The organism is Nocardia stercoris, assembly GCF_003696265.1.
In the GTDB taxonomy this organism is placed as follows: Bacteria; Actinomycetota; Actinomycetes; order Mycobacteriales; family Mycobacteriaceae; genus Nocardia; species Nocardia stercoris.
Window position 1 is genome coordinate 242928 of sequence record NZ_RFFH01000009.1, and the last position, 22490, is coordinate 265417.

The window sequence follows — 22490 nt, forward strand, 5'->3', positions numbered from 1 at the left end:
TCACGAGGAGACATCGTGCGCACCCTGATCAGCACCGCGTTCATTTCCGTCGACGGCGTCATGGAGGGCCCGGGCGGCGAGCCCGGCTACCGCAACGCCGGATGGACCTTCAAGGACATCGAATTCGTGCCCGAGGCCTACGAGCTGAAGGGCACCGAACAGGAGGAGGCTTCCGCGCTGTTGCTGGGCCGGGCCAGCTACCAGGCCTTCAGCACCGTGTGGCCGGACATGGCGGAATTCGCGGGCTACAAGGCGATGCCCAAGTACGTCGTGTCCACCACCATGGTCGACGCCGACCTGGTGACGAACTGGGGTGAGACGACGATCCTGCGCTCGATGGACGAGGTCGCCGCGCTGAAGCAGACCGACGGCGGCCCGATCATCATGCACGGCAGTGCCGATCTGAACCACAGCCTGTCCGACGCCGGGCTGATCGACCGCTATCACCTGTTGGTCTTCCCGGTGCTGCTCGGCGCCGGAAAGCGCCTGTTCAGCACGGCGGACGCCGACGCGCGGCAGCTGCGCCTGGTCGAGCACGCGGTCTACCGCAACGGTATTCAGAAGAACGTCTTCGATGTCGTGCACTGATCTCGTCCACCGCTGAAAACGGCTGGTGTGGGACAGGACTCGCCGAACGGCTCCCAGTTCCCCGTCACAGCTGAGAGGATGGCCCGCGAGTGGAAGGTGACCGTTTCTTCGTAAGGTGGCGGTATATCTTTCGGATCTTTGAGAGGACGCCAGCCAGATGCGTAGCGCTACGACCGACGGTCACTGTTCATCCGCCCAGTCCGCAACCGACGGTCGTATCCGATCTCTGCCGAGAAAGCTTGCCGCCGTATCGGTTTCGGCCGCCGGTGTCGTGGGCGCCGGCCTGCTCGCGGCCGGCGCGGCCGAGGCGGGTGTGTTCAACGGTGCGGTCACCATCAGCACCGCCGGTGACACCGTGACCGGTCATTTCACCGGTGTGATCAGCTCGACCGACTCCTTCGCGAACTGCCACCTGGCCTACACCGCCGTGGACGACCCGACCGTGCTGGGTACCGGCAAGGACGTCAAGGTGCCCTTCGGTGGCGCGGGCGGCTCCGCCAGCATCACCGTGCCGGACGGCACCTGGGACATCTACGGCTACTGCAGCGACCTGTCGACCGACAGCGCACCGTACGAACTCGGTCCCTACACCTACACGCTGCAGGGAACCGGTGCCGCGCCCGCGGTCGAGGGCGCTACCAATGCCGGCAGCGTGGACAAGTTGATCCCGGGCGGCGGCAGCGTGACCAGCCTGCTCCCGGCGGGCAGCAGCCTGCCCAACCTGCTGCCGCCCGGGGTCAGCGGCCAGTAGGGATCTCTGGTCGCACGCGACGGCGTACCGGCATCGATTGCAGATCGGTTGCTGCGGTACTTTCGACCGGGACGTGACCGGAATCGCACCGACTGTGTCGCGGCTCACCGAACCGCACGGCAACGGCCGCTGAGCTGGACCGATCGGCCGCCGCCCGAACGCATTCCACCGCGCGCCGGGCCGCGGGTTGCGCGGCGGGTGCGCGGGCCGGGATCCCCGGTCGGAGCGCCCCCGCGGGACTGCTACGCTGGCTCGCTGACAGACATCCTTTAACGGACCGTCCGGTGAGGCGGGGAAGGAGGTCGGCATGGTGGTGCCCGAAGATCGGGCTGCCAGGTCGAGCGGTGCCGAATATTCGCAGCGGCACGACCCCGAATGGGTGCTCACCGGGCGCGAACTGTTGTCGGCTTCCGATGTCGGTCGCACGGTGGCGCGGATGGCCCACCAGATCATCGAGAAGACCGCCCTCGACTCCGACGATCCCGCGACGCCGCGCGTCGTGCTGATCGGCATCCCGACCCGGGGCACGCCGCTCGCGGTCCGGCTCGCCGGCAAGATCGAGGAGTTCTCCGGGGTCCGTCCCGCTGTCGGCTCTCTCGACATCACCCTCTACCGCGACGACCTGCGCAACCGGCCGCACCGTCCGCTGGAACGCACCTCGGTCCCCGAGGGCGGGATCGAGGACACCCTGGTCGTGCTCGTCGACGACGTGCTGTTCTCGGGCCGCAGCGTGCGCTCGGCCCTGGACGGGCTGCGCGACCTGGGCCGTCCGCGCGCGGTGCAGCTGGCGGTCCTGGTCGACCGCGGCCACCGCGAACTGCCGATCCGCGCCGACTACGTCGGCAAGAACGTCCCCACCTCGCGCAGCGAGGACATCGCGGTGCTGCTCACCGAACTCGACGGCCGCGACGGCGTCTACCTGTCCCAGGAGGGCGGCCAGTGAGGCACCTGCTGTCGGTCACCGACCTCGACCGCGCCACCGCCACCGAATTGCTCGACGAGGCAGAGCGTTTCGAACAGGCCCTGCTCGGGCGCGAGGTGCGCAAGCTGCCGACGCTGCGCGGCCGCACCGTGATGACGGTGTTCTTCGAGAACTCCACCCGCACCCGGGTCTCCTTCGAGGTGGCCGGAAAGTGGATGAGCGCGGACGTGATCAACGTCAGCGCCTCCAGTTCCTCGGTCTCCAAAGGGGAGTCGCTGCGCGACACCGCGCTGACCCTGCACGCGGCCGGCGCCGACGCGCTGATCGTGCGGCACCCGGCCTCCGGGGCGGCGCACCAGATCGCGCGCTGGTTCGCCGAGATGAACACCGGCGCAGGCGGTTACACCGGCACCGGCCCGGCGGTCATCAACGCCGGTGACGGCACCCACGAGCACCCCACCCAGGCGCTGCTGGACGCGCTCACTCTGCGGCAGCGGCTCGGTTCGCTCGACGGCCGCCGGATCGTGCTGGTCGGCGACATCCTGCACAGCCGGGTCGCCCGCTCCAACGCCTTCCTGCTGTCGATCCTCGGTGCCGAGGTGGTGCTGGTCGCGCCGCGCACCCTGCTGCCGATCGGGGTCGAGCAGTGGCCGGTGCGGATCTCGCACAACCTGGACGCGGAACTGCCCGGCGCCGACGCGGTGATGATGCTGCGCGTGCAGGCGGAGCGGATGAACGGCGGATTCTTCCCGTCGGCCCGCGAGTACTCGATCCACTACGGCCTCAACGAACGCCGGATGAGGCTGCTCGACGACGGTGCGGTCGTGCTGCACCCCGGCCCGATGCTGCGCGGTATGGAGATCGCGCCCGCGGTCGCCGACTCGACGAAAGCAGCTGTCCTGCAACAGGTCACCAACGGCGTGCACATGCGCATGGCGGTCCTGTTCCGGCTGCTGGTCGGTACCGAGGAGGCAGTCGCGTGAAAGGTAGTGCCGCAGTGACCGAGTTGCTGATCAAGAACGTCCGTCCCTACGGCGAGGGCGAGCCGGTCGACGTCCGGGTCCGCGACGGGGTGATCGTCGAGATCGCCGCGGACCTCGCCGCCGGTGACGTCGAGGTGATCGACGGCGCGGGCCAGATCCTGCTGCCCGGTTTCGTCGACCTGCACACGCATCTGCGCGAGCCGGGCCGCGAGGACACCGAGACGATCGAAACCGGTTCCGCCGCAGCCGCACTGGGCGGCTACACCGCGGTCTTCGCGATGGCCAACACCTACCCGGTCGCCGACAATCCGGTGGTCACCGACTACGTCTGGCGGCGCGGCCGCGAGGTCGGGCTGGTCGACGTGCACCCGGTCGGCGCGGTCACCGTGGGCCTGAACGGTAAGCAGCTGGCCGAGATGGGGACCATGAACGCCGGCGTGGCCGGGGTGCGGATGTTCTCCGACGACGGCCACTGCGTCGACGACCCGCTGATCATGCGCCGCGCACTGGAATACGCGAACTCGCTCGGTGTCCTGATCGCGCAGCACGCCGAGGAGCCGCGGCTCACCAAGGGCGCGGTCGCGCACGAGGGACCCAACGCCGCCCGGCTGGGCCTGGCCGGCTGGCCGCGCGCGGCCGAGGAGTCGATCGTGGCCCGCGACGCGCTGCTGGCCCGCGACGCCGGTGCGCGCGTGCACATCTGCCACGCCTCCACCGCCGGGACCGTCGAGCTGCTGAAATGGGCCAAGGCGCAAGGTATCTCGATCACCGCCGAGGTCACCCCGCATCACCTGCTGCTGGACGACTCGCGGCTCGAGACCTACGACGCGGTCAACAAGGTGAACCCGCCGCTGCGCGAGTCCGGAGACGCGGCCGCGCTGCGCCAGGCCCTCGCCGACGGCGTGATCGACTGTGTCGCAACCGATCACGCGCCGCACGCGGAACAGGACAAGTGCTGCGAGTTCGCGGCCGCCCGCCCCGGCATGCTGGGCCTGGAGACCGCGCTGTCGATCATCGTCGACACCATGGTCACCCCCGGCCTGCTGGATTGGCGCGGCGTCGCGGCGGTGATGAGCGAAAACCCCGCCCGCATCACCGGACTCGACGACCAGGGCCGCCCGATCGCGGTCGGCGAACCCGCCAACCTGGTGCTGGTCGACCCGGACGCCTCGTGGACGGTGCGGGCGAAGGAACTGGCCAGCATCTCGGCGAACACGCCCTTCGAGGCGATGACGCTGCCGGCACGGGTCACGACGACCCTGCTCCGCGGCCGCGTCACCGCCCGCGACGGCAAGGTCGGTACCGCGGGAGCGGACCGGTCGTGAGCAGGCCGGCAGCGACCAGCAGCGGCGTCCGCGACGCCGCGGGCCGGTCGTTTCCGGTCGAGATGGACATCCTTACGAGCGGTGACCGGCGTCACGACGCGGGCCGGTCGATCGCGCGGAACGGACACAGCACCAGCGGTGACCGGCCGAAGGTGGTAGCCGAGCACTGCGGCGCAGGTCGCGTGCTCGTGCGGAAGATGGACGGCGCACGCGGAGCCGCCGGTGTGAAAGTAGGACGGTAATGGAGAGAACACTGTGGGTGCTGGGTCTGCTCGCACTCTTCGCGCTGGTGCTCTGGGGCATGTATCGCGCCTGGACCAAAGCGGCGGCGCGGCAGGCGGAGTCGATCGGTGACCTGCCGGCCGTCCCCGCCGACCTCGGCGCCCAGCTGACCGAGCCGGCTACCGGCATGTACCTCGGCACGACCTTCGCGCCGAGCTGGCTGAGCCGGGTGAAGACCGGGGATCTGGGCTTCCGCGCGACCGCGGAGATGACCCGCTTCGAGCGCGGCATCCTGCTGGAACGCAGCGGTGCCGCGGTGTTGTGGATCCCGCACGAGGCCATCGCGTCGGTGCGTGCCGAGCGTGGCCATGCGGGCAAGGTGATGACAGAAGATGGTGTGCTGGTGATTCGCTGGACACTGCCGACCGGAACCGAGGTGGACACCGGGTTCCGCGGCGACGACAAGTCGGTCTACCCGGTGTGGACGGCGACGAGCAGCGAGAGGACGGGAGAGGCATGAGCAAGGCTGTGCTGGTTCTGGAGGACGGCCGGGTGTTCGGCGGCACGTCGTTCGGAGCCGAGGGTGAGACCCTGGGAGAGGCGGTGTTCTGCACCGCGATGACGGGGTACCAGGAAACCCTGACCGACCCCAGCTACCACCGCCAGATCGTGGTGGCGACCGCGCCGCAGATCGGCAACACCGGCTGGAACGACGAGGACGACGAGTCCGGGCGGATCTGGGTCGCCGGTTACGCCGTGCGTGACCCCGCGCGGCGCGCCTCCAACTGGCGCGCCACCGGCACGCTGGCCGATCAGCTGGTGGACCAGCAGATCGTCGGGATCGCGGGCATCGACACCCGCGCGGTGGTGCGGCACCTGCGTTCGCGCGGTTCGATGAAGGCCGGCATCTTCTCCGGTGCCGCCGCCGCGAACTCGGTGGAGGACCTGGTCGCCCGGGTGAACGGCCAGCAGGCGATGCTGGGCGCCGACCTGGCCGCCCAGGTCACCACCGACCGGATGTACACCATCGAGCCCGCCGGTGACCACCGGTTCACCGTCGTGGCAGTCGATCTCGGCATCAAGACCAACACCCCGCGCATGTTCGCCGAGCGCGGCATGCGGGTGCACGTGGTGCCCTCGAACGTCACCCTCGACGAGATCAAGGCGCTGAACCCGAACGGTGTCTTCCTGTCCAACGGTCCCGGTGACCCGGCCACTCAGGACGCCGCCGTCGCGCTCACCAAAGAGATTCTGGGCGAAGGGATGCCGCTGTTCGGTATCTGCTTCGGTAACCAGATCCTCGGCCGCGCACTGGGTTTGAACACCTACAAGATGAAGTTCGGCCACCGCGGCATCAACATCCCGGTGGTCGACCACAACACCGGCCGCATCTCGATCACCGCGCAGAACCACGGGTTCGCGCTCGAGGGCGAGGCCGGGCAGCGCTTCGACACCCCGTTCGGCCTCGCCGAGGTCAGCCACACCTGCGCCAACGACGGTGCGGTGGAAGGGGTTCAGCTGGTCGACGGCCGCGCCTTCTCGGTCCAGTACCACCCCGAGGCCGCCGCGGGCCCGCACGACGCGGCCTACCTGTTCGATCGTTTCGCCGGACTGATGGAGGAGAACTGATGCCTCGCCGTGAAGATCTCCGCCACATCCTGGTGATCGGCTCCGGTCCGATCGTCATCGGCCAGGCCTGCGAGTTCGACTACTCGGGCACCCAGGCGTGCCGCGTGCTGCGCGCGGAGGGCCTGCGGGTCACGCTGGTCAACTCCAACCCGGCCACGATCATGACCGACCCGGAGTACGCCGACGCCACCTACGTCGAGCCGATCACCCCCGAGTACGTCGAGAAGATCATCGACAAGGAGCGCCCGGACGCGATCCTGGCGACCCTGGGTGGCCAGACCGCGCTGAACACCGCGGTGGCCCTGCACGAACGCGGAATCCTCGAGAAGTACAACGTCGAGATGATCGGCGCCGACTTCGACGCCATCCAGCGCGGTGAGGACCGGCAGAAGTTCAAGGACATCGTCGCCAAGGTCGGTGGCGAGTCCGCGCGCTCACGCGTCTGCTACACCATGGACGAGGTCCGGGAAACCGTTGCGGAACTGGGCTTCCCGGTGGTCGTGCGCCCGTCGTTCACCATGGGTGGCCTCGGTTCCGGTATGGCCTACAACCACGACGACCTGGACCGGATCGCCGGTGGCGGTCTGGCCGCGTCGCCGACCGCGAACGTGCTCATCGAGGAATCCATCCTGGGCTGGAAGGAATTCGAGCTCGAGCTGATGCGCGACCGCCGCGACAACGTGGTGATCGTCTGCTCGATCGAGAACGTCGACCCGATGGGCGTGCACACCGGCGACTCGATGACTGTCGCCCCGGCCATGACGCTCACCGACCGCGAGTACCAGAAGATGCGCGACCTCGGTATCGCCATCCTGCGCGAGGTCGGTGTCGACACCGGTGGCTGCAACATCCAGTTCGCGGTCGACCCGCGCGACGGCCGCCTGATCGTCATCGAGATGAACCCGCGCGTGTCGCGCTCGTCCGCCTTGGCTTCCAAGGCAACGGGTTTCCCGATCGCCAAGATCGCCGCGAAGCTGGCCATCGGCTACACGCTGGACGAGATCGTCAACGACATCACCAAGGAGACCCCGGCCTGCTTCGAGCCCACGCTCGACTACGTGGTCGTGAAGGCGCCGCGGTTCGCGTTCGAGAAGTTCCCGGGCGCCGACCCGACGCTGACCACCACCATGAAGTCGGTCGGTGAGGCGATGAGCCTGGGCCGCAACTTCTCCGAGGCCCTCGGCAAGGTGCTGCGCTCGCTCGAGACCAAGGCCGCCGGTTTCTGGACCCAGGCCGACGGCCCGTGGGCTCCGGCCGACCCGGCGGACCCGGCCTCGGTGCGGGCCGCGATCGACGCGATCCTCGCCGACCTGAAGGTGCCGACCGAAGGCCGCATCTACCAGGTGGAGCGGGCGCTGCGGTTCGGCGCGAGCATCGAGGAGGTCGCCGCCGCGTCCGGTGTCGACCCGTGGTTCGTGGCCGAGGTCGCCGCACTGGTCGACCTGCGCCGCGAGATCCTCGACGCGCCCGTGCTGGACGGCGACCTGCTGCGCAGCGCCAAGCACTACGGCCTGTCCGACCGCCAGATCGCCGAGCTGCGACCGGAACTCGCCGGTGAGGCGGGTGTCCGCGCGCTGCGGCACCGGCTCGCGATCCGCCCGGTCTTCAAGACCGTCGACACCTGCGCGGCCGAGTTCGAGGCCAAGACCCCGTACTACTACTCGGCCTACGAGCTGGACCCAGCCGCCGAGTCCGAGGTCGCCGAGCAGCGCGACCGGGACAAGGTGATGATCCTGGGTTCGGGCCCGAACCGGATCGGCCAGGGCATCGAGTTCGACTACTCGTGTGTGCACGCGGCGCAGACGCTGTCGGCCGCCGGGTTCGAGACCATCATGGTCAACTGCAACCCCGAGACCGTGTCCACCGACTACGACACCGCAGACCGGCTCTACTTCGAGCCGTTGACCTTCGAGGACGTGCTCGAGGTCTACCACGCGGAGTCGGAGTCGGGGAACGTGGTGGGCGTGATCTGCCAGCTGGGCGGCCAGACTCCGCTGGGCTTGGCGCAGCGGCTCACCGACGCCGGCGTGCCGGTGGTCGGCACCTCGGCCGCGGCCATCGACCTGGCCGAGGACCGCGGCGAGTTCGGTGACGTGCTGGTGGCGGCCGGTCTGCCGGCGCCCAAGTACGGCACCGCGACCACCTTCGCGCAAGCCAAGAAGATCGCCGCCGAGATCGGCTATCCGGTCCTGGTCCGCCCGTCCTACGTGCTGGGCGGGCGCGGCATGGAGATCGTCTACGACGAGGCCTCGCTCGAGGACTACATCTCCCGGGCCACCGAGATCACCCCGGACCACCCGGTGCTGGTGGACCGGTTCCTCGAGGACGCCATCGAGATCGACGTCGACGCCCTGTGCGACGGCGAGGAGGTCTACCTGGGCGGCGTCATGGAACACATCGAGGAGGCCGGTATCCACTCCGGTGACTCGGCGTGTGCCCTGCCCCCGATTACGTTGGGCCGCAGCGACATCGAGGCCGTCCGTCGCTCCACCGCGGCGCTCGCGCACGGGATCGGCGTCAAGGGCCTGCTGAACGTGCAGTACGCGCTCAAGGACGACGTGCTCTACGTGCTGGAGGCGAATCCCCGTGCCAGCCGGACGGTTCCGTTCGTCTCGAAGGCCACCGCGGTACAGCTGGCGAAGGCCGCGGCGCGAATCGCGTTGGGCGCCACCATCGCCGAACTCCGCAAGGAGGGCCTGCTGCCGGCCGAGGGCGACGGCGGACACGCCGCCCCCGACGCGCCGGTCGCGGTCAAGGAGGCTGTCCTGCCCTTCCACCGGTTCCGACGGCCCGACGGCACCGGGGTCGACTCGCTGCTGTCGCCGGAGATGAAGTCCACCGGTGAGGTCATGGGCATCGACGCCGACTTCGGTACGGCGTTCGCCAAGAGCCAGAGCGCCGCCTACGGTTCGCTGCCGACCGAGGGCACCGCCTTCGTCTCGGTCGCCAACCGGGACAAGCGCGCGATGGTGTTCCCGGTCAAGCGCCTCGCCGATCTGGGCTTCAAGATCGTGGCCACCGAGGGCACCGCGGAGATGTTGCGCCGCAACGGTATTCCCTGCGAGATGGTGCGCAAGCACTCCGAGGTCGGTGCCGGTGACCAGCCCAGCATCGTGGACATGATCAAGGACGGGGAGATCGACCTCGTGCTGAACACGCCCTACGGCAACAACGGCCCGCGCGTGGACGGCTACGAGATCCGCACCGCCGCAGTCGGTGCGAACATCCCGTGCATCACCACGGTGCAGGGCGCGGCGGCCGCGGTGCAGGGCATCGAGGCCACCATCCGCGGCGGGATCGGTGTGCGGTCGCTGCAGGAACTGCACGCGACGCTGCGCGGCTGACCGGTACCCGGGGTGCGGTCCGCCGCACCCCGGGTGCAGGCGTGTTCCGGTGCCACCGCGACACGCGGAGCGACCGGCTCTCGAGCGGGGAAGTATGGCCCCCGAGTACGGATCCGGGCACGACCGGCGTTACGATCGACGATGGCACACGTGTGCGCTCGTTATCTGATGGCGCATGCTGTGCTGCGCGTTCGGCGGTAGTGCGTTCAGCGTTTCAGGGACGAGCCCGGAGGAGGCAGCCGTGTGTCACCACATTGGGCTCCGCGTACGTCGTGTCGAGTTCTGACAGGAGACAATCAGTGGGAGCCATCGGGTTCGGTGCGGGCCCTCGACCGGTAGGTGCCGGCCGGGTCAAGCCTCGCCGGGTACGCAGGATCGATGTAGGCACGTTGCCGGAGCCTTCGGGCGGCGGCGATGTGCGCGGGATGCGGAAGGTGGGCGGCTACAGCATGCCCGGTTTCCGTGAGATCCCGCCGATCGACCGCGAACTGGCCGTGGTCGGCGCGGTATCCGAGGGCGAGGGCGACATCGAGCGGCACCGCGAGGCGGTCGCCGCCGATCCGGCGGCCCGGTGAAATCATTCGGTGTGCGGCTGCGGGACGCGATGGGCCGCCACGGTCCGCTGTGCGTGGGCATCGACCCGCATCCGCCGCTGTTGCGGTCCTGGGGTCTGACCGAGGACGCCGAGGGTCTCGAGGCCTTCGCCGAGATCTGCGTCGAGGCCTTCGACGGTGTGGTCGCCCTGGTGAAACCTCAGGTGGCGTTCTTCGAGGCTTACGGTTCGGCCGGGTACGCGGTGCTGGAACGCACCACGGACGTGCTGCGGCGCTCCGGCACGCTGGTGCTGGCCGACGCCAAACGCGGTGACATCGGCTCGACCATGTCGGCCTACGCGCAGGCATGGCTCGGTGACGGGCCGCTCGCCAGCGACGCTGTGACGGTCTCGCCGTACCTGGGGTTCGGTGCGCTGGCGCCGGCCCTGGAACTCGCCGAACTCAACCGGCGCGGCATGTTCGTCCTCGCGGCCACCTCGAATCCCGAAGCGGCGCAACTACAGCGGACCCGGGCCGCCGACGGCCGCACGATCGCCCAGACCATGGTGGACGACGCGGCGGCGGTGAACGCCGGCGCCGAGTTCGGCTCGGTGGGCGTCGTCGTGGGCGCCACGCTGACCGAGGCGCCCGATCTGAGCGAGCTCAACGGTCCGATCCTGATGCCCGGTGTGGGCGCGCAGGGCGGGGGACCGGAGTCGATCCGCGCCTTGGTGCCGGCCGCGTCGCTGAACGCGGTGGTGCCCAACGTGTCTCGTGAGGTGCTGGCGGCCGGTCCGTCGGTGGACGCGATCCGGGCCCGGGTGCGGGAGTTGAACGACGCGTTCGCCTTCCTGCAGGCCTGACAGCGCGATCCCGGCGCTCGAGTGCGTCGGGTGCGCGGCCGCCGATGTGCGGCTGTGAAATCCAGTTCGGTGCGCCGGGCCGGTCGTCGTCGACGACCGGCCCGGTTCGCGTTTCCGGGTCCACGGCCTCGGTCCGGAATGCGAATTACATCACTGTGTTTTCCGCTGTCAGCTGATGTTTTCCTCCCGATTGCCCGGAGTGCACGAGTTCGCGGCAGGGGCGTCCGGAGCCCGCCGAGGCGCGACACGCGGAAGCGAATTCGCGCGACACGCCGATGATTTCGAGAAACATCCTGGTAGGCGATGTGCACATCCGCGTGGCGCTACCGGACGACCCGGTCGGTGTCCGATCCGTGACCTTGGACAGGGGAGAAACCGCAGGTCACAGGCATTCTCGGGGAAGCGCTCGCTGGTCCCGCCGCAGGTCCGCGGGGCCGCCCGGGACCGGTCGCGGCGCACCGTAGCCGCTGTCGAATCCGTCGCTGACCTGGGGGGTGGGTTAGCAATCGGCGCAGTGCGTGGGTACGGTCGCACAGACTGCCGGTTAAACCCGGTGGGAGTTTATGCAGTTGAACGATGAGACGGAGGAACCGTGGCCCTTCCCCAGCTGACTGACGAGCAGCGCGCCGCTGCTCTGGAGAAGGCGGCTGCCGCTCGCCGCGCTCGGGCAGAGCTCAAGGAGCGCCTGAAGCGTGGCGGCACCGACCTGAAGACGGTCCTGAAGGACGCCGAGACCGATGAGGTGCTCGGCAAGATGAAGGTGTCGGCGCTGCTCGAAGCCCTGCCCAAGGTCGGCAAGGTCAAGGCTGCCGAGATCATGACCGAACTCGAGATCGCTCCGACCCGCCGTCTGCGGGGTCTGGGTGACCGGCAGCGCAAGGCGCTGCTGGCCAAGTTCTCGCCCGAGGCCTGATCCGGCGGTGGTCGCACACACTCAGAAGGGTCGTCTGATCGTCCTGGTCGGCCCGTCCGCCGTCGGTAAGTCCACTGTGGTCCGCTGTGTCCGCGAGCGGCTGCCGGAGTTGGTATTCAGTGTGTCGGCCACCACCCGGGCCCCTCGGCCCGGAGAGGTCGACGGCCGGGACTACCGGTTCGTCACCCGAGTCGAATTCGACTCCATGATCGAGCGGGGCGACCTGCTCGAATGGGCCGACATCCACGGCGGCCTGCAGCGCTCGGGCACCCCGGCAGCGCCGGTGCGTGCGGCCCTGGCAGCGGGCAAGCCGGTTCTCGTGGAGGTCGACCTCGCGGGAGCGCGCCAGATCCGACAGTCGATGCCGGAGGCACACCAGGTCTTCCTGGCCCCGCCCAGCTGGGACGAGCTCGTCGCGCGGCTCACCGGCCGCGGCACCGAGACCCCGGAGGTCATCGAACGGCGGTTGACCACCGCCCGCGTGGAACTCGCCGCGTGTGACGAGTTCGACACCGTGATCGTGAACGACGACGTGCAGACTGCCTGCGAGCAGTTGGTATCGTTGTTTGTTAGCACAAATTCGATTTAGACGTAACCCTTCGTCCCCAGGGAGCCTCTGTAGTGAGCGACACGACCGCCGTACCCGCATACGACACCCCGGTCGGCCTGACCAACCCGCCGATCGACGAACTGCTCGCGCGGACGTCGTCGAAGTACGCGCTGGTGATCTACGCGGCCAAGCGCGCGCGCCAGATCAACGACTACTACAACCAGCTCGGCGACGGCATCCTCGAGTACGTCGGCCCGCTGGTCGAGCCCGGCCTGCAGGAGAAGCCGCTGTCGGTCGCCATGCGCGAGATCCACTCGGACCTGCTGGAGCACTCCGAGGGCGAGTGACCCGGCGTTACCCCACCGGACCCGAGTAGAGGCACAGGCAGATGCGGATCGTTGTCGGCGTGGGTGGCGGAATCGCCGCCTACAAGGCGTGCTCGCTGGTACGCAAGTTCACCGAGACCGGGCACGAGGTCCGGGTGATTCCGACCGAGTCGGCGCTGCAGTTCGTCGGCAAGGCCACCTTCGAGGCCCTCTCGGGCAATCCGGTGAACACCGGCGTCTTCGCCGACGTGCCGGAGGTTCCCCACGTGCGGATCGGCCAGGAGGCCGACCTCGTGGTGATCGCCCCCGCCACCGCCGACCTGATGGCGCGGGCCGCCATGGGCCGCGCCGACGATCTGCTCACCGCCACCCTGCTGACCGCTCGATGTCCGGTCCTCTTCGCCCCCGCGATGCACACCGAGATGTGGGAGCACCCCGCGACCGTCGCCAACGTCGAGACGCTGCGATCCCGGGGCGCCACCGTCATGGTGCCCGCCTCGGGCCGGCTGACCGGCGCCGACACCGGTGCCGGGCGGCTGCCCGAACCGGACGAGATCTTCGGCCTGGCCTCGCTGCTGCTCGAACGCGCCGACGCGATTCCGCGCGACCTGACCGGTCGCCGGGTCGTGATCACCGCCGGCGGCACCCGGGAACCCATGGACCCGGTGCGCTTCATCGGCAACCGCAGCTCGGGCAAGCAGGGGTACGCGCTGGCCCGGGTGGCCGCTCAGCGCGGCGCCCAGGTGACCCTGATCGCCGGCAACACCATCGGCATCGAGCCGCCGGCCGCCGTCGACGTGCTGCACGTGACGACCGCCGAGCAGATGGGCACCGCCGTCGACAAGCACGCCGTCGGCGCCGACGCGGTCATCATGGCCGCCGCGGTCGCCGATTTCCGGCCCACCACGGTCGCCGTCGCGAAGATCAAGAAGGGCAGCGGGAACGAACCGGATTCGATTCCGCTCACCAAGAACCGCGACATCCTGGCCGGGCTGGTGCAGGCACGCCGGGACGGCCAGCTGACCGGCACCGTGATCGTCGGATTCGCCGCCGAGACCGGTGACGAGCACGCCGACGTTCTCACCCACGCGCGCGCGAAACTTCAGCGCAAGGGGTGCGATCTGCTGGTGGTGAACGCCGTCGGTGAAGGCCGGGCCTTCGAGGTGGACAACAACGACGGTTGGCTGCTGGGTGCCGACGGCACCGAGCAGGCGCTCGACCACGGGTCGAAGGCGCTGCTGGCGAGCCGGGTACTCGACGCGCTCGGTCCGCTGTTGCGCTGAGCGACAACACTTCACGGCCACGGTAAAAAGGGGCGGTGGCCGATTCCGGTCGGGTGCGGCCGGTCCGCAACCACCATCTGCGTGGTTTGGAATAGTCTGAATCCAAGGGTTGTGTCGTAGCGGGACATCGCTACCGTGCAGTCCGAGACGAGAAACATGCGAGGAGAGGGAAGAACCGTGCCCACATCCGGTAGCCGGCTGTTCACCAGTGAGTCCGTGACCGAAGGTCACCCCGACAAGATCTGCGACGCGATCAGCGACTCGATCCTCGACGCGCTGCTGGCCCGCGACCCGCGCAGCCGGGTCGCGGTCGAGACGCTCGTGACCACGGGCCAGGTGCACGTGGCCGGCGAGGTGACCACCGAGGCCTATGTCGACATCCCGACGATCGTGCGCGAGAAGGTGCTCGAGATCGGCTACGACTCGTCCGCCAAGGGCTTCGACGGCGCTTCTTGCGGTGTCAACGTGGCCATCGGCGCGCAGTCTCCCGATATCGCCCAGGGCGTCGACGTGTCGCACGAGGCGCGCGTCGGCGGCGAGGACGACGCCATCGCCCGCCAGGGCGCCGGCGACCAGGGGCTGATGTTCGGGTACGCCACCCGCGAGACCCCCGAGCTGATGCCGCTGCCGATCGCGCTGGCGCACAAGCTGTCGCGCCGGCTGACCGAGGTCCGCAAGTCCGGTGTGCTGCCCTACCTGCGCCCCGACGGTAAGACCCAGGTCACCATCGAATACGACGGCGACGTCCCGGTCCGGCTCGACACCGTGGTGCTGTCGACCCAGCACGCCGCCGACATCGACCTCGACAACCTGCTCACCCCCGACATCCGCGAGCACGTCGTGGAGCCGGTGCTGCGCGAGCTGCAGCTGCCGAACCCGTTGGACACCAGCAACTTCCGGCTGCTGGTCAACCCCACTGGCAAGTTCGTGCTCGGTGGCCCGATGGGTGACGCCGGCCTGACCGGCCGCAAGATCATCGTCGACACCTACGGTGGCATGGCCCGCCACGGTGGTGGCGCGTTCTCCGGCAAGGACCCGTCGAAGGTGGACCGCTCGGCCGCCTACGCCATGCGCTGGGTCGCCAAGAACGTGGTCGCCGCCGGCCTGGCCGACCGCGTCGAGGTGCAGGTCGCCTATGCCATCGGCAAGGCCGCCCCGGTCGGCCTGTTCGTCGAGACCTTCGGCACCGAGAAGGTCGCCCCGGCGATCATCTCCCAGGCCATCGCCGAGGTCTTCGACCTGCGTCCCGGCGCGATCATCCGCGACCTGGACCTGCTGCGTCCGATCTACGCGCCCACCGCGGCGTACGGCCACTTCGGCCGCACCGATGTGGACCTGCCGTGGGAGAACACCGACCGGGCCGAGAAGCTGCGCGCGGCTGCCGGTCTGTAGGAACTCGCTTCGGCTGCAACGGCCGCTGTGTCCGGACGGACACGGCGGCCGTTGCCGTTCCGCGGGCCGTGCTCAGCGGTAGGCGGCCGCGGTGCGAGTGGCCCACGTCGCGTAATCCGTTGCGGGACGGCCCAGTACGGCCGCGATGTCGCCGCTCACCTGCTGTTCGGCGCCGGTGGGCTCGCCGAGGATGGTCAGCGTGTGGTCGGCGACGGATTCCGGCATGAAGCGCAGCATGCCGGTGCGGGCCTCGGCGCGGGTCAGCTCGTGGAAGTGCAGCGGTTCCCCCAGCGCGGCCGACAGTGCGGCCGTCTGTTCGCGCGGGGTGATCACGGCCGGGCCGGTCAAGGTGTAGGTCCGGCCGGCGTGACCGGGTTCGGTCAGCGCGGCCGCGGCGACGGCGGCGATATCCGCCGGATCGACCACCGGCAGGCCGACATCGCCGAAGGGGGCGGGGACGGTGCGCCGGGTCCGGACCGGCTCGATCCAGGCGTAGGTGTTGGTGAAGAAGCCGCTCGGGCGCAGCACCGTCCACTCCAGATCCGTTCGGGCCAGGGCATTTTCGAAGGCGAGAGTGCGTGCGTAGGCGTCGCTGCCCGGCCGGGTGGCGGCACCCTGGGAGGACAGGAAGACCACCTTTCGCACCCCGGCCGCGGCGGCGGTCGCGAGTACCTCGTCGGGGTCGGGGCCGGACACCAGCTGCGCGCCGGTGATGAGCAGGAACAGGGTGTCCGCGCCGGCCAGGGCAGTGGACAGCGAGCCGAGGTCGCCGAGGTCGGCGGTGCGGTGTTCGACGCCGTCGGGAACCTGAATCTCCTTGTCGCCGCGGGAGATTGCGATCACCTTCGCGCCGCCGGCGGCGAGGGTGGTGACGAGGGTGCGGCCGATGTTCCCGGTGGCGCCGGTTACTGCGATCATGTCGAGCTCCTTAGTTGGTTGACTAACTAAAATCGACAGTACGAGTCCCGGGGCCGGTTTGTCTATAGTTAGTTGTATGGCTAACTCAGTGGCGGGTGCGCGCATGACCCCGGAGATGAAGCGGGACCGGTTGTCCGCCGCGGCGGCCCGGGTGTTCCACGAACAGGGCGTGGAGAAGACGACCATCGCCGATATCGCGCGGGCGGCAGAAGTGCCGGTCGGCAACGTGTACTACTACTTCAAAACCAAGGACGACCTGGTCCACGCCGCCATCGGCGCCCACGACGACACCCTCACGACGCTGCTCGCCGAACTCGATCGCCTCGACGATCCGGCGGCGCGCCTGCGCGCACTCGTCCAGGGCTGGGTCGACCAGCGGGACGTGGCCGTCCGATTCGGCTGCCCGTCCGGCACCCTCGCCACCGAACTCGACAAGCGGCCCGACGGCCCCGCCGGCGAACTCGCACAGGTCATGCGCCGTCTCGTGGATTGGGCCCAGGCCCAGTTCACCGCCCTCGGCCGCACCGACGCCCCCGAACTCGCAGTCGCCCTGATCGCCGCCTACCAGGGAATCTCATTGCTCACCAACACCTTCCGTGACCCGGAGCTGATGGTGGCGGAAGGCGCCCGCCTGCAGCGCTGGATCGACGACCTATCGAGCTGAGCAGGAATGCCCGCCCGGCGCCCGGCCTGTCGGGAGTGCTGCAGTCCCTCCGCTACCCGGGCCCGCCCGGCCTGAGCGCACAATCTTGGGCCTCCGGAGGCAATTCTTGCCGTGAAGGGGCGATGATTGTGCGCTCAGGCCGGGCGGCACGGGGCACCTATGAGTGCTCGGGCTCGATGCGTTGTGGTGGAACGGGTTCCGCTCCGGCGCTGGTGGCGGGCGGACTCGGGCTCGGGCCTCGGCGGTCGTGTCCGTCCCACCCAGTAACCTCCTTGTGTGGACGAAGCCGAGCTGGAGGTCGGTGCGCGACCTGCCGAGGTCGCGCCGTCCGCCGCACCGGAACCGGGCACGACGCCGGAGCGCCCGATCGCCCGCGTCCTGCCGCTGCTGGAACCCGCTCACCTCGACCGGGACTTCGACTATCTGGTCCCGCCGGAACTGGATGCGATCGCACAGCCCGGAGTCCGGGTCCGCGTCCGGTTCTCCGGCCGCCTCGTCGACGGCTACCTCCTCGAACGCCTGGAACGGTCCGACCACACCGGCCGCCTCATGCGCCTGGAACGAGTCGTCTCCGGCGAACAGGTCCTCACCCCCGAAATCCTGCGCCTGGTCACCGCCGTCGCCGCCCGCTACGCCGGTACCCGCGCCGACGTCCTGCGCCTGGCGGTGCCGCCCCGGCACGCAAAGGTCGAGGGCGAGGCCGCGAAGGCCGCGGCCGAGGCGGTGGGGTCGGCCGCCTCGGATGTGGATTCGGCTGTGCCACAGGAAGTTTCCGAAACGGCGGTCAGGAACAAGGCCCCGAGCGATGGACCGCGCTCGGCGGCTGGGGATGGTGGCGATGAGGACGCCGTTGCCGCCGGTGTCCAGTCGGTCGCGACGGTGCATGCCGGATCAGGGCCGGTGGGGGGGTCGGATGACCAGCGGACGCCCGAAGACGATGGCCTGAAGGGTCGTGCCGGGCGCGCGGCATCGATTCCGCACGGCCACCCAGCCGTCGGGGTGGGAGATTCCGGCACGCTGCCCGGGCCGGCGGCGTTGGAGCAATCCGGTGTCGGCACAGCGTCGGCCGGCCGCGCATCCGATATCCCGCCGGACGGAAGAGGGTCGATCACCGCATCGGTGAATGTGCCTCTCGCAGGCCCGAAGTCGGACTCGGCGGTTGGTGGCTCGGAGCCGGTTGGTGGCACTCAGCCGGTCAGCCGCCCTGAGGACGTCGGCGAGCCGGAGCCGGTCGCCGGGGTCGGATCGGTGGTGCCCGCGGCAGTGACGTTCCGGGCGGGCGGTGAAGGCCCGTCGGGAGTGGGTGCGGCTGGTGTGGGGGATGTGGCCGATCGCGCAAATCCGGTTGCGACGCAGGGTGTTTCGCGATTCGCGGCGTGGGGGCGGTATCGGCACGGGATGTCGTTTCTGCAGTCGCTCGGGGAGGGGAAGGGGCCGCGGGCGGCGTGGCAGGCGCTGCCGGGGGAGGACTGGGCTCGGCGGCTGGCGGAGTTGGCGGCGGTGGTGGTCGGTGGGGGGCGGTCGGCGGTGCTGATGGTTCCCGACCAGCGGGATCTGGATCGGGTGCTGGCGGCGTGCACCGAGATGGTGGGGGAGGCGGCGGTCGGGCTGTCGGCGGGGCTGGGGCCGGCGGCGCGGTACCGGCGGTGGTTGTCGGTGCTACGGGGGACGGCGCAGGTGGTGGTGGGGACGCGCAGTGCGGTGTTCGCGCCCGCCCGTGATCTGGGACTGATCGTCATCTGGGACGACGGTGACGACACGTACGCCGAGCCGCGGTCGCCGTACCCGCACGGCCGGGAAGTGGCGATGCTGCGCGCCCACGAGACGGGTGCGGCCTTCGTGGTCGGCGGGTTCGCCCGGACCGCCGAGGCGCAGGCGATCGTGGAATCCGGGTGGGCGCACGATCTCGTGGCCGACCGCGCGGAGGTGCGTGCGTGCGCGCCGCGGATCAGTGCGCCCGGTGACACCGATATCGCGCTGGAGCGGGATCCGGTCGCGCGGGCGGTCCGGATCCCGGGAGTGGCGTTCGCTGCCGCGCGGCGGGCATTGGCCGCGGGGGAGCCGGTGCTGGTCCAAGTGCCGCGGCGGGGGTACGTTCCGGCGCTGTCGTGCGCGAAATGCCGTACCCCGGCACGCTGCCGGCACTGCAACGGTCCACTCGCGTTGCCGGACAACAGTTCCGGTGTGACGCACGGACCGGATCGAGGCTGGTCGCAGCTGCCCGGCGGCAGCCGGGACCAGGAGTCGCGGCCGCGGGCCAGTGCTCGTGAACTCGGGGTCGCCTTGTCGCGCAGCGGGTCCGGCGAAGTCGCGCACAGTCCGGCCTGCCGCTGGTGCGGCAAGGTCGAGGCGGCGTTCCGCTGTCCGGCGTGCGGTTCCCGTGCGCTGCGGGCGGTGGTGATCGGTGCCGCGCGGACCGCCGAGGAGCTGGGCCGCGCCTTCCCCGGAGTGCCGATCCGGGGCTCCGGCGGGAAGGCGGTACTGGATTCGGTGCCCGAGGGCGCGCAGGTGGTGGTCTCGACGATCGGCGCCGAGCCGGTGGTGCCTGGCGGCTACGGTGTCGGCCTGCTGCTCGACGGCTGGGCGCTGCTCGGCCGCGCCGACCTGCGGGCCGCCGAGGACACGTTGCGCCGCTGGATGACCGCCGCCACCCTGGTGCGCCCGTCCGGCCAGGTGATCGTGATGGCCGAACCGTCGCTGCCGACCGTGCAGGCCCTGGTCCGCTGGGATCCAGTGGGCCACGCGGCATTCGAACTTGCCGCCCGCGCCGAGGTCTGCTTCCCGCCGACCGTCCGGCTGGCCGCCCTCGACGGAACCGCCGATTCGGTCGCCGAACTGCTCGCCGAGGCGCAGCTCCCCCCGGGCACCGAGATCCTCGGCCCGGTCCCGCTCCCACCCGGCGCCCGGAAACCGTTCTCCGCCGGCGAATCTCCCGCCGAGGTGGAACGCATGATCCTGCGCACCGACCGCGCCCACGGCCCGGCCCTCTCCCGCGCCCTCACCGCCGCCCTCGCCGTCCGCAGCACCCGCAAACAGGATGCGCCGCTTCGGGTTCAGATCGATCCCCTCGAGATCGGCTGACCGTGGGTGCGTCCACGGTCCGGCCTTGTCCCGCGCCCTCACCGCTGTCCTCGCTGTTCGCGGCACCCGCAAACAGGATGCGCCGCTTCGGGTTCGGAATATGCGTTCGAGATCGGCTGACCGTGGGTGCGTCCACGGTCCGGCCTTGTCCCGCGTCTCGCCGCTGTCCTCGCTGTTCGTAGCACCCGCAAACGGGATGCGCCGCTTCGGGTTCAGACGTATCCGCTCGAGATCGGCTGCCTGGCCGCTCAGGGGCGGTGGAGGCGGATGGCGGTGTCGCCGGTGACGCGGCGTTCGGCGAGTTCGGTGTCGGTGGCGGGGCGGACGTCGGTGACCTCGAGGTCGAAGCGCAGGGCGAGGCCGGCGAGGGGGTGGTTGCCGTCGAGGATCACTGCGCCCTCGGCGATGTCGGTGACCAGGAACTGGTCGGTTTCGCCGGCCGGGTCGTCTTCGCGGAGTGGGCGTTCGATGTATGTGCCGATCTCCACGGGGGCGGGGAGGGCGGCGAGAGATTCGAGGCGGAGCAGGTTCTCGTCGTAGTCGCCGAAGGCGTCCTCGGGCTCGATCTGCACCAGGACACGGTCGCCCACGGCCTTGCCGTCGAGGGCCTCCTCGAGCTTGGGCAGCGTGCCCCCGTAACCACCGTGCAGGTAGGTCAGGTACGCATCGGTTTCGATGGGGGCGTTCTGCGCATCGGTCAGGGTGTATCTGGCGGTCACGACCGTGTTGTCGCCGACGTTCATCGCACTCCTCCGGCTGGTTCGCGCTGTATGCAGTGTCCCGTCGAGTATCTCTAGTGTGGGCGGGCCGGCGGCGCGGTGGTGGTGGTCGTCGAGCCGGCGGCTCGGACGTCGGTGATCGGGGGTGGCGAACGGGGACGGCACCGGCACCGGGCGGTCTGTGTTGTGGGTCTTCAGACCACTTGCGCGGCAGCGTATATCGATGTCGTGGCCAGGTGCGGAACGATAGGTGAACGCGGCGACGAGGGATGGGTGGCGAGGGTGTGGTGCCGGTGCCGCCAAGCGGCGGGGGTAGCGCCGTAGCGGGCGCGGAAACGGCGGGTGAAGTGGGTGGCGTCGCGAAAACCGCTGGCGTGCGCGATGGCGGTGACGGTCAGGTCGGCGCGGTCGGTCAGCAGTGCTGCGGCGTGTGCGACGCGCTCCTCGATGATCCACTGCCGCAACGAGATTCCCGCCTCGGCGCACAGCCGGTAGAGGCTGCGCACCGAAAGGTTGTGGGCGGTGGCGATGGTCGCGGGACTCAGGTCGGGATCGGTCGCCTCGGTCCGCACGAACTGCCGGATCCGGTCCAGCAGTGAATCCGGCGCGGCCGGATTCGGATTCGCCCGGCCCGCCGCCGAAGCCAGCAGCGCGGCCGCCAGCTCGACGCACGCGTCGCCGATCGCATCGGCACCCGCGTCGGTGCTGAGCTTCTCGGCGTCGGCGGCCAGCTGCCACATGTGCGACGCCATGACATCGTGCAGCGGGCTGTCGATCAGATCCGCGGCGTCGACGGCGGGCGTGCGCAGGTGCGGATCGATCCGTTCCAGGGGCAGTCGCAAGACCAGGGCGACCGATCCGGTGGTCGTGTCGGCCGGCCGGTCCGGGTCGATCAGCGTGCACACACCGAGCGGGTGCTCGGGGGTAGCCCGATTTGCTGTCGTGTTGCGCTGCAACGCGATCGACACCGACGGCCGGTGATCTTCGTTCGGGCAGTCCGCGCAGTCACCGTGCGCCGGGTCGGCGGGGATGCGGAGTAGATCGACCACGCCGAACGGCCACACCTGAACATGAGGTACCGGATCGGGTTCGGCGTGTGGCCTGCTCGGCGGTGGCACCGCCGCGGTCTCGGGAGTCGTCCAGCGAAGCGTGCCGAAGTCCGCGAGGGCAGGCAACCGAATGACCTCCTACTGCATATCTCGGTGCGAGGACGTGAGATGCAATACGCGTCGGAGGGATTATGCACGATTTGCCAGATTCGGTGCGGGACCGCGCGTCGCGCCGGGTGTCGCACCGAATCGCCTCACGCACACCGGCGGCCGGGCGCCGTCGCGGTGCCCGGCCGCCGGCCGGATCGAATACCTCTGGCGTGGCTGTTACTTCAGCCCGGTGGTGGCCCCGCCGGTGGCGCCGCCGGTCGCCCCGCCCAGGCCTGCGGTGGCTCCTCCGGTCGCGCCGCCGGTCGCGCCGCCGGTCGCGCCGCC

The 22490-nt window shown here is 70.0% G+C and carries 20 protein-coding genes; 17 read left to right on the forward strand and 3 right to left on the reverse strand.

All coding sequences use genetic code 11. The features are described 5' to 3' along the window. The first annotated feature begins 15 nt into the window (after window positions 1-15). The 15 genes from EBN03_RS21650 (at window position 16) to metK (ending at window position 15624) form a co-directional block, all read left to right on the forward strand. A complete protein-coding gene (locus EBN03_RS21650; protein ID WP_122189899.1) occupies window positions 16-588 on the forward strand; it encodes a dihydrofolate reductase family protein in 573 nt (190 codons plus the stop codon). 157 nt (window positions 589-745) lie between these two features. Then, a complete protein-coding gene (locus tag EBN03_RS21655) occupies window positions 746-1339 on the forward strand; it encodes a hypothetical protein (RefSeq protein ID WP_158675702.1) in 594 nt (197 codons plus the stop codon). A 307-nt stretch (window positions 1340-1646) separates the two neighbouring features. Then, the gene (gene pyrR / locus EBN03_RS21660; protein WP_122189901.1) at window positions 1647-2282 is read left to right on the forward strand and encodes a bifunctional pyr operon transcriptional regulator/uracil phosphoribosyltransferase PyrR; all 636 of its coding nucleotides are present in this window, start codon (window positions 1647-1649) and stop codon (window positions 2280-2282) included. Next, a complete protein-coding gene (locus tag EBN03_RS21665) occupies window positions 2279-3244 on the forward strand; it encodes an aspartate carbamoyltransferase catalytic subunit (RefSeq protein WP_122189902.1) in 966 nt (321 codons plus the stop codon). The genes pyrR and EBN03_RS21665 overlap by 4 nt, the downstream gene beginning before the upstream one ends. 14 nt (window positions 3245-3258) lie before the next feature. Continuing rightward, entirely contained in the window at window positions 3259-4569 is a 1311-nt protein-coding gene (locus EBN03_RS21670) for a dihydroorotase (RefSeq protein WP_122189903.1), read from the forward strand. 241 nt (window positions 4570-4810) lie between these two features. Beyond that, a complete protein-coding gene (locus tag EBN03_RS21680) occupies window positions 4811-5311 on the forward strand; it encodes a PH-like domain-containing protein (protein ID WP_122189905.1) in 501 nt (166 codons plus the stop codon). Continuing rightward, entirely contained in the window at window positions 5308-6420 is a 1113-nt protein-coding gene (carA, locus tag EBN03_RS21685; RefSeq protein WP_122189906.1) for a glutamine-hydrolyzing carbamoyl-phosphate synthase small subunit, read from the forward strand. The genes EBN03_RS21680 and carA overlap by 4 nt, the downstream gene beginning before the upstream one ends. Next, on the forward strand, window positions 6420-9764 hold the full coding sequence (gene carB, locus EBN03_RS21690; protein ID WP_122189907.1) for a carbamoyl-phosphate synthase large subunit: 3345 nt from the start codon (window positions 6420-6422) through the stop codon (window positions 9762-9764). The genes carA and carB overlap by 1 nt, the downstream gene beginning before the upstream one ends. A gap of 425 nt (window positions 9765-10189) precedes the next feature. Then, a complete protein-coding gene (locus tag EBN03_RS34275) occupies window positions 10190-10339 on the forward strand; it encodes a hypothetical protein (RefSeq protein WP_158675703.1) in 150 nt (49 codons plus the stop codon). Continuing rightward, complete coding sequence (pyrF, locus tag EBN03_RS21695; RefSeq protein ID WP_122189908.1) at window positions 10336-11160, forward strand: orotidine-5'-phosphate decarboxylase; 825 nt, start codon at window positions 10336-10338, stop codon at window positions 11158-11160. The genes EBN03_RS34275 and pyrF overlap by 4 nt, the downstream gene beginning before the upstream one ends. A gap of 592 nt (window positions 11161-11752) precedes the next feature. Beyond that, window positions 11753-12073 (forward strand): integration host factor, actinobacterial type, encoded by a 321-nt coding sequence (gene mihF / locus EBN03_RS21700; protein WP_122189909.1) that lies wholly within the window; start codon window positions 11753-11755, stop codon window positions 12071-12073. Between the two features lie 7 nt (window positions 12074-12080). Continuing rightward, window positions 12081-12662 (forward strand): guanylate kinase, encoded by a 582-nt coding sequence (gmk, locus tag EBN03_RS21705; RefSeq protein WP_122189910.1) that lies wholly within the window; start codon window positions 12081-12083, stop codon window positions 12660-12662. Window positions 12663-12694: 32 nt separating this feature from the next. Then, a complete protein-coding gene (gene rpoZ / locus EBN03_RS21710; RefSeq protein ID WP_122189911.1) occupies window positions 12695-12970 on the forward strand; it encodes a DNA-directed RNA polymerase subunit omega in 276 nt (91 codons plus the stop codon). A gap of 41 nt (window positions 12971-13011) precedes the next feature. Next, window positions 13012-14232 carry a bifunctional phosphopantothenoylcysteine decarboxylase/phosphopantothenate--cysteine ligase CoaBC gene (coaBC, locus tag EBN03_RS21715; protein ID WP_122189912.1) on the forward strand — a complete coding sequence of 407 codons (1221 nt, stop codon included), beginning with the start codon at window positions 13012-13014 and terminating at the stop codon, window positions 14230-14232. A 177-nt stretch (window positions 14233-14409) separates the two neighbouring features. Further along, window positions 14410-15624, forward strand: coding sequence for a methionine adenosyltransferase (gene metK, locus EBN03_RS21720; protein WP_122189913.1), 1215 nt, complete (start codon window positions 14410-14412; stop codon window positions 15622-15624). 72 nt (window positions 15625-15696) lie between these two features. Here metK and EBN03_RS21725 read toward each other — a convergent pair whose 3' ends face one another. Further along, window positions 15697-16542: an SDR family oxidoreductase gene (locus EBN03_RS21725; RefSeq protein WP_122189914.1), complete on the reverse strand. Its 846-nt coding sequence runs from the start codon at window positions 16540-16542 to the stop codon at window positions 15697-15699. 76 nt (window positions 16543-16618) lie between these two features. Between EBN03_RS21725 and EBN03_RS21730 the strand changes: the two genes are divergently transcribed. Together EBN03_RS21730 and EBN03_RS35165 are read left to right on the forward strand one after the other, a co-directional pair. Then, on the forward strand, window positions 16619-17206 hold the full coding sequence (locus EBN03_RS21730; RefSeq protein WP_233608520.1) for a TetR/AcrR family transcriptional regulator: 588 nt from the start codon (window positions 16619-16621) through the stop codon (window positions 17204-17206). Between the two features lie 366 nt (window positions 17207-17572). Continuing rightward, window positions 17573-20287, forward strand: a complete 2715-nt coding sequence (locus tag EBN03_RS35165; protein WP_233608524.1) for a primosomal protein N' — start codon at window positions 17573-17575, stop codon at window positions 20285-20287. 248 nt (window positions 20288-20535) lie between these two features. Here EBN03_RS35165 and EBN03_RS21745 read toward each other — a convergent pair whose 3' ends face one another. Together EBN03_RS21745 and EBN03_RS21750 are read right to left on the reverse strand one after the other, a co-directional pair. Continuing rightward, on the reverse strand, window positions 20536-21030 hold the full coding sequence (locus EBN03_RS21745) for an FKBP-type peptidyl-prolyl cis-trans isomerase (RefSeq protein WP_122189915.1): 495 nt from the start codon (window positions 21028-21030) through the stop codon (window positions 20536-20538). A gap of 170 nt (window positions 21031-21200) precedes the next feature. Next, window positions 21201-22055, reverse strand: a complete 855-nt coding sequence (locus EBN03_RS21750) for a helix-turn-helix domain-containing protein (protein WP_158675704.1) — start codon at window positions 22053-22055, stop codon at window positions 21201-21203. Window positions 22056-22490 lie beyond the last annotated feature (435 nt).

Excerpts from the sequence above, each read along its gene's own strand:
- EBN03_RS21655 (WP_158675702.1), top strand. The coding sequence starts at position 746 with ATGCGTAGCGCTACGACCGACGGTCACTGTTCATCCGCCCAGTCCGCA.
- pyrR (WP_122189901.1), top strand. The coding sequence starts at position 1,647 with ATGGTGGTGCCCGAAGATCGGGCTGCCAGGTCGAGCGGTGCCGAATAT.
- EBN03_RS21680 (WP_122189905.1), top strand. The coding sequence starts at position 4,811 with ATGGAGAGAACACTGTGGGTGCTGGGTCTGCTCGCACTCTTCGCGCTG.
- carA (WP_122189906.1), top strand. The coding sequence starts at position 5,308 with ATGAGCAAGGCTGTGCTGGTTCTGGAGGACGGCCGGGTGTTCGGCGGC.
- carB (WP_122189907.1), top strand. The coding sequence starts at position 6,420 with ATGCCTCGCCGTGAAGATCTCCGCCACATCCTGGTGATCGGCTCCGGT.
- EBN03_RS34275 (WP_158675703.1), top strand. The coding sequence starts at position 10,190 with ATGCGGAAGGTGGGCGGCTACAGCATGCCCGGTTTCCGTGAGATCCCG.
- coaBC (WP_122189912.1), top strand. The coding sequence starts at position 13,012 with ATGCGGATCGTTGTCGGCGTGGGTGGCGGAATCGCCGCCTACAAGGCG.
- EBN03_RS21725 (WP_122189914.1), bottom strand. The coding sequence starts at position 16,542 with ATGATCGCAGTAACCGGCGCCACCGGGAACATCGGCCGCACCCTCGTC.
- EBN03_RS21730 (WP_233608520.1), top strand. The coding sequence starts at position 16,619 with ATGGCTAACTCAGTGGCGGGTGCGCGCATGACCCCGGAGATGAAGCGG.
- EBN03_RS21745 (WP_122189915.1), bottom strand. The coding sequence starts at position 21,030 with ATGAACGTCGGCGACAACACGGTCGTGACCGCCAGATACACCCTGACC.